The sequence below is a fragment of the Serratia sp. HNCC26DJ206 genome (genome assembly GCF_057180605.1).
Genome location: NZ_JBXUGP010000020.1, coordinates 1 through 14,497, shown reverse-complemented (window position 1 = coordinate 14,497; position 14,497 = coordinate 1). Strand labels below are relative to the sequence as shown.

The 14,497-nt window shown below is 50.2% G+C and carries 13 protein-coding genes and 1 pseudogene; 7 read left to right on the top strand and 7 right to left on the bottom strand.

From position 1 onward, the window contains the following. Positions 1-199 precede the first annotated feature (199 nt). The 3 genes from glnL (at position 200) to AC2A1E_RS14490 (ending at position 2,905) form a co-directional block, all read left to right on the top strand. Positions 200-1,249 carry a nitrogen regulation protein NR(II) gene (gene glnL / locus AC2A1E_RS14500; RefSeq protein ID WP_484384340.1) on the top strand — a complete coding sequence of 350 codons (1,050 nt, stop codon included), beginning with the start codon at positions 200-202 and terminating at the stop codon, positions 1,247-1,249. Between the two features lie 8 nt (positions 1,250-1,257). Then, the gene (gene glnG / locus AC2A1E_RS14495) at positions 1,258-2,670 is read left to right on the top strand and encodes a nitrogen regulation protein NR(I) (RefSeq protein WP_484384339.1); all 1,413 of its coding nucleotides are present in this window, start codon (positions 1,258-1,260) and stop codon (positions 2,668-2,670) included. Positions 2,671-2,782: 112 nt separating this feature from the next. After that, the gene (locus tag AC2A1E_RS14490; protein ID WP_459400619.1) at positions 2,783-2,905 is read left to right on the top strand and encodes a YshB family small membrane protein; all 123 of its coding nucleotides are present in this window, start codon (positions 2,783-2,785) and stop codon (positions 2,903-2,905) included. A 37-nt stretch (positions 2,906-2,942) separates the two neighbouring features. On the opposite strand, the gene hemN is transcribed toward AC2A1E_RS14490, so the two are convergent. Further along, a complete protein-coding gene (gene hemN / locus AC2A1E_RS14485) occupies positions 2,943-4,316 on the bottom strand; it encodes an oxygen-independent coproporphyrinogen III oxidase (protein WP_484384338.1) in 1,374 nt (457 codons plus the stop codon). Positions 4,317-4,502: 186 nt separating this feature from the next. Further along, a complete protein-coding gene (gene yihI / locus AC2A1E_RS14480; protein WP_484384337.1) occupies positions 4,503-5,048 on the bottom strand; it encodes a Der GTPase-activating protein YihI in 546 nt (181 codons plus the stop codon). Positions 5,049-5,791: 743 nt separating this feature from the next. Here yihI and yihA point away from each other — a divergent pair. Further along, positions 5,792-6,442, top strand: coding sequence for a ribosome biogenesis GTP-binding protein YihA/YsxC (yihA, locus tag AC2A1E_RS14475; RefSeq protein ID WP_459400622.1), 651 nt, complete (start codon positions 5,792-5,794; stop codon positions 6,440-6,442). Between the two features lie 278 nt (positions 6,443-6,720). Here yihA and spfP read toward each other — a convergent pair. Together spfP and polA are read right to left on the bottom strand one after the other, a co-directional pair. Next, positions 6,721-6,766: pseudogene (spfP, locus tag AC2A1E_RS14470) on the bottom strand (small protein SpfP); the annotation flags it as partial. Between the two features lie 199 nt (positions 6,767-6,965). Beyond that, positions 6,966-9,761 carry a DNA polymerase I gene (gene polA, locus AC2A1E_RS14465; RefSeq protein WP_484384336.1) on the bottom strand — a complete coding sequence of 932 codons (2,796 nt, stop codon included), beginning with the start codon at positions 9,759-9,761 and terminating at the stop codon, positions 6,966-6,968. A 487-nt stretch (positions 9,762-10,248) separates the two neighbouring features. On the opposite strand from polA, the gene AC2A1E_RS14460 reads away from it, so the two are divergent. After that, the gene (locus AC2A1E_RS14460) at positions 10,249-11,148 is read left to right on the top strand and encodes an acyltransferase (protein ID WP_484384335.1); all 900 of its coding nucleotides are present in this window, start codon (positions 10,249-10,251) and stop codon (positions 11,146-11,148) included. 42 nt (positions 11,149-11,190) lie between these two features. Here AC2A1E_RS14460 and dsbA read toward each other — a convergent pair whose 3' ends face one another. The 3 genes from dsbA to AC2A1E_RS14445 form a co-directional block, all read right to left on the bottom strand. After that, positions 11,191-11,814: a thiol:disulfide interchange protein DsbA gene (dsbA, locus tag AC2A1E_RS14455; protein ID WP_484384334.1), complete on the bottom strand. Its 624-nt coding sequence runs from the start codon at positions 11,812-11,814 to the stop codon at positions 11,191-11,193. 29 nt (positions 11,815-11,843) lie between these two features. Next, complete coding sequence (locus AC2A1E_RS14450; RefSeq protein WP_484384333.1) at positions 11,844-12,842, bottom strand: serine/threonine protein kinase; 999 nt, start codon at positions 12,840-12,842, stop codon at positions 11,844-11,846. A gap of 84 nt (positions 12,843-12,926) precedes the next feature. Then, a complete protein-coding gene (locus AC2A1E_RS14445; protein WP_484384332.1) occupies positions 12,927-13,196 on the bottom strand; it encodes a YihD family protein in 270 nt (89 codons plus the stop codon). A gap of 152 nt (positions 13,197-13,348) precedes the next feature. Here AC2A1E_RS14445 and mobA point away from each other — a divergent pair, with 152 nt between their 5' ends. Together mobA and mobB are read left to right on the top strand one after the other, a co-directional pair. Next, on the top strand, positions 13,349-13,942 hold the full coding sequence (mobA, locus tag AC2A1E_RS14440; RefSeq protein ID WP_484384331.1) for a molybdenum cofactor guanylyltransferase MobA: 594 nt from the start codon (positions 13,349-13,351) through the stop codon (positions 13,940-13,942). Beyond that, a complete protein-coding gene (gene mobB / locus AC2A1E_RS14435) occupies positions 13,935-14,456 on the top strand; it encodes a molybdopterin-guanine dinucleotide biosynthesis protein MobB (RefSeq protein ID WP_484384330.1) in 522 nt (173 codons plus the stop codon). Before mobA ends, mobB begins: the two co-directional genes overlap by 8 nt. Positions 14,457-14,497: the final 41 nt, after the last annotated feature.

The following is a 14,497-nucleotide window of genomic DNA, read 5'->3' as shown; positions in this document are numbered from 1 at the left end:
CCGTATTATTTCATACCGCGATAGTGCTGGATGGGGTAGGATGGATGCACTAAAAAGGTGCAGGCGTCTGCTGTGCCCAATAGGTTTCATGGTATAGCTAGGCGGCAACCGAGCGCATCCCCAAGAGCTTGGTCGGCCAAGTGACTGGAGCAAGCAAGGGCGGCCAACAACGCTGTGCCTTGAAAGATGAAGGGCATGTATGGCAATTGGCAAGCTACCCGATGCTGGGCAGATCCTCAATTCTCTGATCAATAGCATTCTGCTGTTGGATGACCGGCTTGCTGTTCACTACGCCAACCCGGCGGCGCAACAACTGCTGGCGCAAAGCTCCCGTAAACTTTTCGGTACGCCATTGCCTGAATTACTGGGCTATTTTTCGCTGAACATCGATCTGATGCGTGAGAGCCTCAATGCAGGCCAGGGCTTTACCGACAATGAAGTGACCCTGGTGGTCGATAGCCGTGCGCACATCCTCTCCCTGACTGCCCAGGCGCTGCCTGAAGGCTTTATCCTGATCGAGCTGGCACCGATGGATAACCAGCGCCGATTGAGCCAGGAACAGTTGCAGCACGCTCAACAGGTGGCAGCGCGCGATCTGGTGCGCGGATTGGCACATGAAATCAAAAATCCGCTCGGTGGCCTGCGTGGCGCAGCACAGTTGCTGGCCAAGGCGCTGCCCGATCCGGCGCTGACCGAATACACCAAGGTGATCATCGAGCAGGCCGATCGGCTGCGTAACCTGGTGGATCGCTTGTTGGGGCCACAGCGGCCTGGTCAGCATATTACCCAGAGCATTCATCAGGTTGCAGAGCGTGTTTGCCAATTAGTGTCGTTGGAAAAACCGGATAACGTCACGTTGGTACGTGATTACGACCCCAGCCTGCCAGAGCTGGCACACGATCCAGACCAGATAGAACAGATCTTGCTCAACATCACCCGCAACGCCCTGCAGGCGCTGGGCCGCGCCGGTGGCACCATCACGCTGCGCACGCGTACCGCGTTTCAGATCACCCTGCACGGCACGCGCTACCGGCTGGCAGCGCGCATTGATATCGAAGATGACGGCCCTGGCGTACCGGCGCTGCTGCAAGACACCCTGTTCTACCCGATGGTCAGCGGCCGAGAGGGGGGGACCGGCCTGGGATTATCTATCGCCCGTAATCTTATCGATCAGCATTGCGGAAAAATTGAATTTAACAGTTGGCCAGGGCATACCGAATTCTCGGTTTACCTGCCCATTCGTAAGTAGAGGTCGCTATGCAACGAGGGATAGTCTGGATCGTCGATGACGATAGCTCCATCCGCTGGGTGCTTGAACGTGCGCTCACTGGAGCTGGTGTAAGCTGCGTCACCTTTGAGAGTGGCCATGAAGTGCTGGAGCAACTTGCCACACAAACTCCCGATGTGTTGCTGTCCGACATTCGCATGCCGGGTATGGACGGTTTAGCTCTGCTTAAGCAGATAAAGCAGCGCCATCCGATGCTTCCGGTCATCATAATGACCGCGCATTCAGATCTGGATGCCGCCGTCAGCGCCTATCAACAAGGGGCATTTGACTACCTGCCGAAACCTTTTGATATTGACGAAGCCGTCGCGCTGGTAGAGCGCGCCATCAGCCATTATCAGGAACAGCAGCAACCGGCGCGTAGCCAGCCGGTTAGCGATCCGGCAGCCGATATTATCGGTGAAGCGCCCGCGATGCAGGACGTGTTCCGCATTATCGGCCGCCTGTCACGTTCGTCCATCAGCGTGCTGATCAACGGGGAATCGGGAACCGGTAAAGAGCTGGTCGCCCATGCGCTGCACCGCCACAGTCCGCGCGCTAAATCCCCGTTTATCGCCCTGAATATGGCGGCGATCCCTAAAGACCTGATCGAATCCGAACTGTTCGGCCACGAGAAAGGTGCGTTTACCGGTGCTAATCAGATCCGCCAAGGGCGCTTTGAACAGGCCGACGGCGGCACGCTGTTCCTGGATGAAATCGGTGATATGCCGCTGGATGTGCAAACCCGTTTGCTGAGGGTGTTGGCTGATGGTCAATTCTATCGCGTTGGGGGCTACGCACCGGTAAAAGTGGATGTGCGCATCATTGCCGCCACCCACCAGAACCTGGAATTACGGGTGCAAGAAGGTAAGTTCCGTGAGGATCTGTTCCACCGCCTGAACGTGATCCGGGTGCATTTACCGCCACTGCGCGAACGCCGGGAAGATATCCCGCGCTTAGCACGCCATTTCCTGCAAGTTGCGGCAAAAGAACTGGGGGTGGAAGCGAAAAATCTGCACTCAGAAACCGAAACCGCCCTCACCCGCTTGCCATGGCCGGGCAACGTGCGCCAGTTGGAGAATACCTGCCGTTGGTTAACGGTAATGGCCGCTGGGCAAGAGGTGCTGATTCAGGATCTGCCCAGTGAGCTGTTTGAAACCACGGCTCCAGAGTCTGCTGGCCACAGCCTGCCGGACAGTTGGGCGACTCTGCTGGCACAGTGGGCCGATCGCGCGCTGCGTTCCGGGCATCAAAATCTGCTGTCAGAAGCTCAGCCTGAAATGGAACGAACCCTGCTTACCACCGCCTTGCGCCATACGCAGGGGCACAAGCAGGAAGCCGCCCGCCTGCTGGGATGGGGTAGGAATACGTTAACGCGGAAACTGAAAGAATTGGGGATGGAGTAATCTGTGCGCAGGATAGTAAAAACACAATCAAGCGCACAAAAAATCATCTAATTACGGCTTTACAGGGTACGCCGCAGCAGTATGATTATGGCGCAAACCCCGGAGGCTCAGGATGTTGGATTCTTTTATCGTCTTTATTACCCATGGCGCAGACGTCAGTTCTGCCGTCAGCCACACGCCGCAGGCGGCCTTTGCTGCGGTACTGTGCGCCGCACTGATCAATTTCTTCAGTTAAAATAACAGCCGCATCTCAGCGGCTGTTATTTTAAGCATCAAATCACCCGTGAGAACTGCTGAGTGCGCGCCTGCTTGCGCAGATAAATATCAAAACACATACAGATATTGCGGATCAGCAAACGTCCGCGCGGTGTAACACGAATGCCACGCTCATCGCGCTCCACCAGCCCATCTCGCTCAAACGGTGCCAGCAACGCCAAATCTTCGGCAAAGTAATCGGTAAACCGGATAGCGTGTTGCTGCTCAATGGGCTGATAGCTGAGTTGGAAATTGCAGATCAAGGTTTTAATCACATCGCGACGCAGGCAGTCGTCTTCTGTCATCGCCAGGCCACGCCATAGCGCATTCCCACGTTCTTCTACATCGGCGTAATACACCTTCAGCTCTTTCTGGTTCTGCGCGTAACTGTCACCGAGCATGCTGATGGCGGAAACCCCCAGACCAAGCAGATCGCTGTCCCCCTGAGTGGTGTAACCCTGGAAGTTGCGGTGTAGCTTGCCTTCGCGCTGGGCGATCGCCAGTTCGTCATTCGGCCGGGCAAAGTGATCCATACCGATAAACTGGTAACCCGATTCAGTTAGCGAAGCGATGGTTTGCTGCAAAATATCGAGCTTCTGTTGCGCACTCGGCAAATCAGCATCTTTGATTTTACGTTGCGCAGCAAACAGATTCGGCAAATGCGCGTAGTTGAAGACGCTCAGACGATCCGGGTTCAGTTCCGCCACGCGCTGTAGCGTAAAGGCGAAACTTTCCGGCGTCTGCTTTGGCAGGCCGTAAATCAGGTCGATATTGGTGGAGTTGAACCCCAAGGCTTTAGCACGAGCGATCAGCGCGAAGATAAAGTCTTCGTCCTGTTCACGGTTCACCAGGCGCTGCACTTCTTTATTGAAGTCCTGCACCCCCATACTCAGGCGATTGAATCCTTCAGCACGTAAATGATCCAGTACGTCCAGCTCAATTTCGCGCGGATCAACCTCGATCGACATTTCCGCATCAGGCAAGAAATCAAAATGCTGGCGCAGCATAACCATCAACCGGCTGATTTGTTGTTTGTCGAGGTAAGTCGGCGTTCCGCCGCCCCAATGCATCTGATTAACCTTACGGCCCGTAAACAGCGGCGCACGCGCGGCAATCTCTCGCGCCAGCACTGCCAGATATTCGTCAGCCTTATGGGTTTGGCGCGTCACCTGTTTATTGCAGCCGCAGAAATAGCAGAGCTTGTGACAGAAAGGAATATGCACATACAGCGAGAGCGGGCGCTCAGGATAACGCGCAGCGGCGCGTTGAAACGCCGCTTCGTCGTAGCTCTGGTTAAACTCCAGCGCTGTGGGGTATGAGGTGTAACGCGGCCCCGAATAGTTATACTTTTGGATCAGGGCCAAATCCCAGACTATTGTCTGTTCAGACATGTTTGCTCACTCCTTCCGATACTTTTTCCTACCGGGCCGGGAAATGGGCAGTTGTCTATGCTGTCTGGCCGCGGAAGCGCTGCGAAAACGCGCTTTGCGTTTCGACAGCCGCCATAGTTTACCGAATAACCACAGTAGATAACACGTCAACAGTAGGGCTATTGCCGGGATCAGCCACATATCACATTAAAATACGTCTTTTGGGTTACCGCTTTTCAGCAGTTTCAGGATATCTTCCTGCTTCTCTTCGACTTCGTCGTCTTCATCACCCAACTCGATGCCCAACTGCTCCATCAGAGCATCAATACGATCCAGGGTTTTCTCAACGTAAGCCTGATCTTCCGCATTCAGGGTGGCGCCATCATCCAGGCGCTCCAGCAATGCATCTAAACGTTCATCATTTTCCAGTTTCGCCAGTTCTTCTTCCGGCGACAGGCGCGGCTTAGCTTCTGCCTTCGGTTTTGGCTGAGGTTTGGTTTTCGCTTTGGCTTCAACCACCAGCGCTACTGGCACTTTACTGCCAATACGGGGATCTTTAGGCTGTGCCGCCGCTTTGTCTTTCTGGTTGGCGGACTCAACCTGGGTGCGTGAGCCTGAAGCATGACCACGGCGTTTTTTAAGACGTTTGCGATCACGAGCTTCCTGATCGAGCTCCACACGGCTTTTCTTTTTACTTTTTGACGTCGCCGCGCTGCTGCGTGGGGTGCGAGGTGCTTTTGATGGCTGGTTCATTGCGTGTGCTCTTAGGTGTGTAGATTCAGTATAGAATTGCTATACGATTGCGGCGGAATCTAGCAGAAAGTAGACAAAGAAAAAAGGCGGCAGGTTAAACCTGCCGCCTATTTCACACCTTCAAGTGAAGGATATTCCTACTCCGCACTCCATGCGTACACTCAACGTCCCAGTTTTTCCATCTGCTATAACCGCATTCCCTGCAACTATGTCCTTCATCCTGAAAAGGAAATTCGTCCCTGGTGCAATCCGTTAGCCTTCACTCTTCCTGAGTGTGCTTCCCGCATGCATCCAAATTGCAGTTAATTCACCATCCATATGCTATTCATACGCTCCGGTACAAATAGTTTCAATTCCATCTGAAGCCATCCTGATACTCATTACACATCCTGTGTATTCCATGAGATTTATCACCCTTCCTGGATGTTCCTGTTTCCTTCGCGTCCTGCGTTGAGACCTACTTTACGCCTTTAGGAATTGTACTCAAGGTACCTACAACAGACTTACAGTGATATTTTCACCACAAAAACACTAATTGTTTGTTTTTTAAATAAAATAAATAAATGAACATTTAAATAAAGAGACATTACCCCCTATTGGAATGGCAAATGTCTTACACGACAGGAGCCAATTTGCTCGAATGGACTACTCGCTAGATGCATAAAAACCGAGAAAAACACCATTTTGATACCGATGCAGTTATAATCGCCCACCAGATAGCCATCCTCACGGAGACGAAAATTTTGACCAGCAAGAATTACAATTATCATGTGACCCACTTCGTCACCAGTGCGCCCGATATTCGCCACCTTCCGGGGGATGAAGGTATTGAAGTGGCATTTGCCGGCCGATCCAACGCCGGTAAATCCAGTGCCTTGAATACCCTGACCAATCAGAAAGGGTTGGCGCGTACCAGTAAAACCCCTGGCCGTACCCAATTGATCAATCTATTCGAAGTGGAAGAGGGTATTCGTCTGGTGGATTTGCCTGGCTATGGCTACGCAGAAGTCCCTGAAGAGATGAAACGCAAATGGCAGCGTGCGCTGGGGGAATACCTGCAGATGCGCAACTGCCTGAAAGGCCTGGTGGTACTGATGGATATCCGCCACCCGCTGAAGGATCTCGACCAGCAGATGATTCAATGGGCTGTTGATGTCGGCACGCCCGTACTGGTGCTACTGACTAAAGCCGATAAACTGGCATCCGGCGCGCGTAAGGCACAGCTGAATATGGTGCGTGAGGCCGTGCTTCCGTTCATGGGGGATGTTCAGGTTGAAGCCTTCTCTTCACCGAAAAAAATTGGTGTCGACAAGCTGAGCCAAAAGCTAAACACCTGGTTTAATGAGATCCCACCCGAGGTACTGCCGGAAGAGGACGAAATCGGCGGAGAATAACCGTTGGTTGAGTAAATAGCCGATGTGGAGACATCGGCTTTTTTTACGTCTCTCGATCGCCACGCTGTGCTTGATTTTGTTACCTAGTTACATTTCTGACTAAAAACCATCAGAAAGGCTTATGACAAATTGAGGGAATAATGCAGATAAAAACAGGGAGTTATCGACCATAGGCAGGAAAGGGAATAAACAGAGAAAACGCAGAGAAAGCTATATTGACCTTTGTTTATACAATAAAAAACGCCCCAGTCAAAACCGACTGGGGCGGCTAATATTAAGCCAAATCCGATTACGTGAAGTAAAAGGTCTGAAAAGATAGAACATCTTACCTCTGTACCCTACGCCCGTAACTCTACATCATTTTTTCACAGTGCAAAAGAATTTTTTGTAGTTTAGTTACACGGTATAAAGGCTAAGAACGGCGATGTTGGGGAAACAATCGCCGTATATTGTAGCTTAATTACAAAAAGTGCTTAGGTTATCGCCAGTTAGATGCCATCCCCTGAAGAACGCAGCAAAGCAATCAGTGAGCTTCATCCCAGTTTTTACCAACGCCGATATCCACCTTCAGCGGTACCGCCAGTTTCATGCTGCCTTCCATCAATTCGTGAATGCGCTGGCTCGCCTCTTCAATGGCCGATTCATGCACTTCAAACACCAATTCATCATGTACTTGCATGATCATGCGCACTAACGGCTTTTCCTGCGCTTGCAACCAGGCATCCACTTCGATCATCGCACGCTTGATGATATCCGCTGCGGTACCCTGCATCGGGGCGTTAATCGCCGCTCGTTCAGCTGCCTTGCGGCGCATCGCGTTACTGGAACGTACGTCTGGCAGATACAACCGGCGCCCATCCAGCGTGCTAACATAACCCTGCTCAGAGGCCTGCTGGCGGGTACGCTCCATATATTCCAGCACCCCGGGGTAGCGTTCGAAGTAAAGGTCCATATAGCGCTGGGCTTCGCCACGCGGGATCCCCAACTGACGCGCCAAACCAAACGCACTCATGCCGTAAATCAGGCCAAAGTTAATTGCCTTGGCACTGCGCCGCTGTTCGCTGGTCACTTTGTCGAGCGGTAAACCAAACACTTCTGCCGCTGTGGCACGGTGAATATCTTTACCTTCAGCAAAGGCCTTCAACAGACCTTCGTCTTGCGACAAATGAGCCATGATACGCAGCTCAATCTGCGAATAGTCGGCAGCGACAATTCGGTAACCTTCTGGCGCAATAAACGCCTGACGGATACGACGACCTTCATCGTTGCGTACTGGGATGTTCTGCAGATTCGGATCGCTGGAGGAAAGGCGCCCGGTTGCCGTCACTGCCTGATGATAAGAAGTATGCACCCGCCCGCTAACCGGATTAATCATCAGCGGCAGCTTATCGGTATAGGTGGTTTTCAGTTTCGCCAACCCACGGTATTCCAGCAGTACTTTTGGCAATGGGTAATCCAGCGCCAGCTCAGCCAAAACCTCTTCATTGGTTGACGGGGCACCACCGGGGGTTTTCTTCAAAATTGGTAACTTTTGTTTTTCATACAAAATTGCCTGGAGCTGCTTGGTTGAAGCCAGGTTAAATGGCTCTTCAGCCAGTTCATGCGCTTGCACTTCAAGCTCTGCCAGGCGTTTAGCCAGCTCTTTGGAATGTGCCGCCAGAATATTTTGATCGATCAGCACACCGGTTCGTTCGATATGCGAAAGTACCGGCAGCAACGGCATTTCAATTTCATTGAATACCGTCAGCAGATCTTCACTTTCTTTCAGTTTTGGCCACATCGCCAGATGCAACTGCAGCGTAACATCGGCATCTTCAGCGGCGTAAGGCCCAGCTTGCTCAAGGGCAATCTGGTTAAAGGTCAGTTGATTTTTCCCCTTACCTGCAATCTCTTCAAAGGTAATGGTTTTATGACCTAGATGGCGATCGGCCAGACTATCCATATCGTGGCGACCACTGACGCTGTCCAGTACGTAGGACTCAAGCATGGTGTCATAAGCAATACCACGCAGATCGATGTCATAGCGCGCCAGCAGGCTCTTATCAAACTTCAGGTTCTGCCCAACCTTCAGCGCCTTTTCGTCTTCCAGCAACGGCTTCAGGGTGGCCAACACGTGTGCACGATCCAATTGAGGGGGAGCATCAAGGTAATCATGTGCGACCGGCAAATAGGCAGCTACACCCGGTTCAATAGCAAAGGACAAACCAATCAGGTTAGCGGTTAAGGTATCCAGGCCATCAGTTTCGGTATCAAAGGCAAACACCTCCGCTTTTTTCAGGCGTGCTATCCAATCAGCAAAGGTTTCTTCATCAAGGATCGTGACATAACCTTCCTGCGACAACGTGGCTTCACTGGCAACCTTAGGTGTTTCAGCCGCTGCCGCCGGTTTTGCTCCGGTACTGGCTTTACGTCCGCCACCTTTATTCTCTAGCCAAGTGCCAGCCTCAACGTCTGCCATCCAACGCTTGAATTCGTAGCGTTTAAACAGCGCTTGTAACTGATCAACATCTGGCTGGTTCACTTGCAGTTCGCCGCAGCTTAGCTCCAACTCAACATCGGTTTTAATTGTCGCCAGCTTATAAGAGAGGTAAGCCACCTCTTTGTTCTGCTCCAATTTGGCGGCAATAGTTTTAGCACCACGGAAACTCAGCGTGGCGATGCTGTCGAGATTAGCATAGAGCGCATCCAATCCTCCCAGCCCTTGCAGCAGCGCCTGAGCGGTTTTCTCACCAACGCCAGGTACACCGGGGATATTATCTGATGAGTCACCCATCAGTGCCAGAAAATCGATGATCAGCTCTGGTGGAATGCCGTATTTATCACACACTTCCTGTGGACCGAGGATAGTGTTGTTCATGGTGTTGATCAGGGTGATATTTGGCGTCACCAGTTGCGCCATATCCTTGTCACCGGTACTGATCAATACCGCGTGGCCGGCCTTTTCAGCCTCTTGTGCCAAGGTGCCGATCACGTCATCGGCTTCCACTCCTGGCGTCACGATCAGCGGCAGCCCCATGGCCTTCACCATTTGGTGCAGGGGTTCGATCTGCGCACGCAAATCGTCCGGCATCGGTGGCCGGTGTGATTTGTATTCGGCAAACAGATCGTCACGGAAAGTTTTGCCTTTGGCATCGAACACCACCGCCACGTGGCTAGGGGTGTACTGCAGAAGCAGGCTGCGCAGCATATTCAGCACACCGTACATCGCCCCGGTCGGCTCGCCAACGGAGTTGGTTAGCGGTGGGAAGGCATGATAGGCACGATAGAGGTAGGAAGAACCATCTACCAGGATTAATGGGTTTTCTGCAATCTGGGCCATAGCGTTTCTTTTTTATTCGTGAAAAGACTGAGCTAAGCATGCCATAGCTAGCCGCTGGTGACGAACCTTAGCGTGCATTGTCGGTAAATTTGATGGGATTCTGCGAGGCGATCCGCAAGATCCTTCTTGTGGATAACTTTGTGCATAGAAAAGATAGCGAATTATAATAATGTGCTTATTATTATAACTAAAAATAAAATTATCATTTAAATCATGGTGTTAAAATAAATTATTTTATGCCTTGATATTAATCATCTTTCAAGCAATTTGTGGATATAACTTAAGCCAAATGCTAGCAGCACAAATAATCAATTTTTGGCACCTCAATGACCATAGCACAAGATTAAAGATTTGCACGGGGACGTAATACTCGGCTATGCCTTTGCAATCAAAACACTGACTTTTAGCTGCGTTATCTTCCCCTGGTTTCTGTTAAAATATTTTCCCATGCATAACAATGTTTTCATTCACCTTCAGCACTTAACTCATGCCAAAATTGTTATCCCCCGTTATTTTTATCCTCTCTACACTGCTCACCATTGTAGTGACGGTTTTATGCTCTATCCCGATCACTTTGGCTGGCGTTATTAAACTGTTGGTTCCGGTTCCCACTCTTTGGCGACATATCTCCATCTTTTGTGATTACATGATGTGGTGCTGGTGCCAAAGCCTAGCCCTGCTACTAAAAAAAATTAACACGGGTATGCAATGGGATATTGATGGGCTGAAAGGGCTGGAAAAAAAGAATTGGTATCTGCTGATCGGTAATCATCAAAGCTGGTCGGATATTGTCGTGCTCTGTGTACTCTTTCGTAATCACATACCGATGAATAAGTATTTCCTCAAACAGCAGTTAGCCTGGATACCCTTCGTTGGCTTGGCCTGCTGGGCGCTGGATATGCCATTCATGAAACGCTATTCACGCTCATATTTGCTGAAGCATCCGGAAAAGCGGGGACGGGATATCGAAACAACTCGTCGTTCCTGTGAGAAGTTTCGCCAACGCCCAACAACTATCGTTAATTTCGTTGAGGGTTCGCGTTTTACGGAAGCGAAAAAAATCAAAACTCACTCACCTTACCGTAATTTACTGGCACCCAAAGCGGCCGGTATTGCCTTTACGCTCAACGCGCTTGGTAACCAGTTTGATAAAATATTGAATGTGACTCTGCTCTATCCTGATAACCAGGCGCACCCGTTTATGGATATGCTGTGCGGCCGGCTGAAACGCATTGTGGTAAGAATTGAATGCCTGCCGATTGATAAAACCTTGCACGGGGATTACTTCAACGACAAGCAGTTCAAGCGCAAATTCCAGCTTTGGTTGAATACCTTATGGCTGGAAAAAGACCGCCTGCTTGATAAACTCAAGCGCCAGTACCGCTAAAAAAACGCCGGATTAACCGGCGTTAGTTATCTTGTTTACACGTTATTTCTTTTCACTCAGGAATTTTACTACGTCAGCAAATTGCTTCACGTAAGCTTCCATTGAGCTGGTATCCAAACCATCAGGTTTCACCATGTATTTGCCATTAACAAACATCGCTGGTACACCACGCAGTTGCAGATCTTCAGCTGCTTTCTCTTGCTGAACCAACAAGGATTTCACGACAAAACTGTTCAAGGCCGCATCATAGTCTTCCGCGCTAACGCCTGCCTTCACGAAAACATTACGGATGTCATCTGGAGTTTGTATCGTTTGGGTTTTCTGTACGGCTTCAAACATCAGCGGAGTGATTTTATCTTCCACACCTAACGCTATCGCCACAGCCCATGCTTGAGTCATCTGTTTGCCCAAGGGCCCCAGGAACTCCACATGATATTTGGTCATTTTAGTGCCCGCGGGCAAGGCTTTCTTCACGCTATCAGAAACATGATAAACCTCTTCAAACTGATAACAGTGTGGGCAGTAGAAAGAGAACAACTCCAATACTTGCGGTTCACCGGTCACAGGTTTGTCCAAAGTGACATACTGATTGCCTTCACTGAATTGCGCAGCAGAGGCACTGAATGCCATCACCATGCCAACGAGCGCCAACCATATTTTCTTCATAAAACTAAACTCTCCATTATGTTAAAGCTTCAATACATTGGCGTCAGCTGCAGAGGAGGTTCCTGCAACAGCTTAACCTGCTCAGTAAATGCCTTAGTCTGAGATAACCAAAAATCAGACTCAGCCATCCACGGAAAACTTTTAGGGAATGCCGGGTCTTGCCAACGGCGTGCTACCCATGCCAGATAATACACCATACGCATCGCCCGCAACGGCTCAATTAACGCTAGTTCACTCTGATCGAATTCAGAAAATTCACCGTAGGCTTCCAGCAAGATATCCAATTGCATCAACCGATCGCGGCGTTCACCGTGTAACAACATCCACAGATCCTGCACTGCTGGCCCATTACGCGCATCATCCAGATCGACGAACAACGGCCCATCACGCCACAGAATGTTGCCCGGGTGGCAGTCACCGTGCACACGCAACGGCTGCCAATCCAATTGCCAATGCTGTTTAATGACGGCAATCAGATTATCCATAGCGTTCAAAAAAGTATCGCGCTGAGCCTTGGGCACTAAAGCGCAGTTTGCCAAAACCTGCCGTGGCGCCGTAAGATACTCTTCAACGCCGATGGTAGGGCGCTCTGCAAACAAACTTTCGCTACCCACCTGATGAATACGACCCAGAAAACGCCCAACCCACTCCAGTTGCTCAAGACTGTCTATCTCATATTGCCGGCCACCCACACTGGGAAAGACGGTAAAAAAGAAACCCGCATGGGTATGTAGGGTATTTCCTTGCAACACCAGTGGTGCAACTGCCGGGATTTCAGCTTGGGATAGCTCAAGAGCAAACTGATGCTCTTCACCAATTTGTACCGCACTCCAACGCTCCGGGCGATAAAATTTCACCACATAACGCTGACGATCTTCATCCATAAACTGATAAACACGGTTTTCATAGCTGTTCAGCGCCGTCAGCCCGGAATCAACACGCAAACCAATCCCTTCCAAAGCATCCATAATCAGATCGGGAGAAAGGGTTTCAAAATTAAAAGCAGAGTTATTATTCATAACAGCCATTCAGTTCGCCAGATGACAGCACAGTGCCAAGTATGAGAAATAGTAGCACTAATCATCACTACAGATGACTGTCCCTGATGAGTGCTAGTCTTTAATGACACCACGAGCACGCAGCAATGCGGTTTTGAAGTCTTCTTCGTAATCTTTCTTCAGACCAGGGATCTGCTCAGTGCCAGCACTGCCGCGCATTTTAAGATGATAAATCAAAATATCATCACTCAGCTCCGCCAAGTCACCTTGAAAACCCGCTTCCTGCGCCAGCTTTTGCAGAAACTGAATCAGATTGAGATCCGGATCCTGCTGCCAGGCCGGGTGGAGCAGCTCAATCAACTCGTTTACGCGATGCGTTTTCATACCAATATCATCCAGTGAAGTGAATAAACTCACAAAGTAGCAGGCTTACTCACGCAGTGAAAGAACCAGCTTGTCAATAAAGGTAAATCACCCTGTCCGCATGGGTTTAGCGTTACAATCAGTGCATTAGTGATACAGCAGAGTGATGAATTATGCGTACAGAAATAACCGGCGTTATTCTGGCCGGAGGGCGCTCTGCCCGCATGGCGGGTGAAGATAAAGGACTAATTCAACTGGGTGATAAAGCATTATACCAACACGTGTTGGCTCGATTAATGCCACAGGTTGGTCACCTGATTATCTGCGCCAACCGCAATCAGCAATGTTATAGGGAAAGCGGCTTACCAGTAGTAAGCGATCTAACGGCTGACTTCCCCGGCCCATTAGCCGGTATGTTGGCTGGGCTCCACTATGCCGATAATGAGTGGATAGTTTGCGCCCCCTGTGATGTTCCAGATCTCCCTGACAATTTGGTTGAGCAACTATGGCAGCATAAAGGTACAGCGCTGGCTGCTTATGCCAGCGACGGCGAGCGCCCGCACCCCACATTAGCATTACTCCATACCAGCCTGTTGGGTAACTTGACGGATTATCTGGCTAGCGGCGAGCGTAAGCTGATGCTGTTTATGGAGGCCATAGGTGCGCAGCAGGTTGTATTCAATAACCAGCGACAGGCATTTCGCAATTTAAATACGCCTGAAGATTGCCAGCAATGGTTGCAGGAAAAAGGAGTCGTTAATGATTAACTCATTGCCCCCCTTACTCGCTATCGCAGCTTATAGTGGCACAGGAAAAACGACGCTGCTTAAACAATTAATTCCACTATTGAAACAGCAGCAGATACGGGTTGGACTTATCAAGCATACCCATCATGATATGGATGTCGATACTCCAGGCAAGGACAGCTACGAGCTACGTAAGGCCGGAGCAAGTCAAACGCTGGTGGCTAACGATCGGCGTTGGGCGCTGATGACCGAAACCCCTGAACAGCAACCGCTGGATTTAATGTATTTGGCCAGCAGGTTCGACAGCAGCAAAGTGGATTTAATTCTGGTGGAGGGATTCAAACATGAACCTATCAGTAAAATCGTTCTTTATCGCGAGGAAGTGGGGAAATCGCTTGAAAGTATGCTGGATAAATATGTTATTGCGGTGGCTAGCGATAAAAAAACCAACGATATACTGCGGCAATTAGATATCAATCGGCCAGAGGAGATCGCCGTATTTATCACACAATGGCTGAAGGAAATAAGAAAATAAGTGAGTTTATTGAACAAATTAATCCTGGGTTTAAGTCTCAA

What these genes read in the sequence shown, in the direction of transcription:
- mobB (WP_484384330.1), top strand. Translation starts at nt 13,935, where the DNA reads ATGATTAACTCATTGCCCCCCTTACTCGCTATCGCAGCTTATAGTGGC.
- glnG (WP_484384339.1), top strand. Translation starts at nt 1,258, where the DNA reads ATGCAACGAGGGATAGTCTGGATCGTCGATGACGATAGCTCCATCCGC.
- AC2A1E_RS14445 (WP_484384332.1), bottom strand. Translation starts at nt 13,196, where the DNA reads ATGAAAACGCATCGCGTAAACGAGTTGATTGAGCTGCTCCACCCGGCC.
- yihI (WP_484384337.1), bottom strand. Translation starts at nt 5,048, where the DNA reads ATGAACCAGCCATCAAAAGCACCTCGCACCCCACGCAGCAGCGCGGCG.
- glnL (WP_484384340.1), top strand. Translation starts at nt 200, where the DNA reads ATGGCAATTGGCAAGCTACCCGATGCTGGGCAGATCCTCAATTCTCTG.
- polA (WP_484384336.1), bottom strand. Translation starts at nt 9,761, where the DNA reads ATGGCCCAGATTGCAGAAAACCCATTAATCCTGGTAGATGGTTCTTCC.
- mobA (WP_484384331.1), top strand. Translation starts at nt 13,349, where the DNA reads ATGCGTACAGAAATAACCGGCGTTATTCTGGCCGGAGGGCGCTCTGCC.
- dsbA (WP_484384334.1), bottom strand. Translation starts at nt 11,814, where the DNA reads ATGAAGAAAATATGGTTGGCGCTCGTTGGCATGGTGATGGCATTCAGT.
- AC2A1E_RS14460 (WP_484384335.1), top strand. Translation starts at nt 10,249, where the DNA reads ATGCCAAAATTGTTATCCCCCGTTATTTTTATCCTCTCTACACTGCTC.
- AC2A1E_RS14450 (WP_484384333.1), bottom strand. Translation starts at nt 12,842, where the DNA reads ATGGCTGTTATGAATAATAACTCTGCTTTTAATTTTGAAACCCTTTCT.
- hemN (WP_484384338.1), bottom strand. Translation starts at nt 4,316, where the DNA reads ATGTCTGAACAGACAATAGTCTGGGATTTGGCCCTGATCCAAAAGTAT.
- AC2A1E_RS14490 (WP_459400619.1), top strand. Translation starts at nt 2,783, where the DNA reads ATGTTGGATTCTTTTATCGTCTTTATTACCCATGGCGCAGACGTCAGT.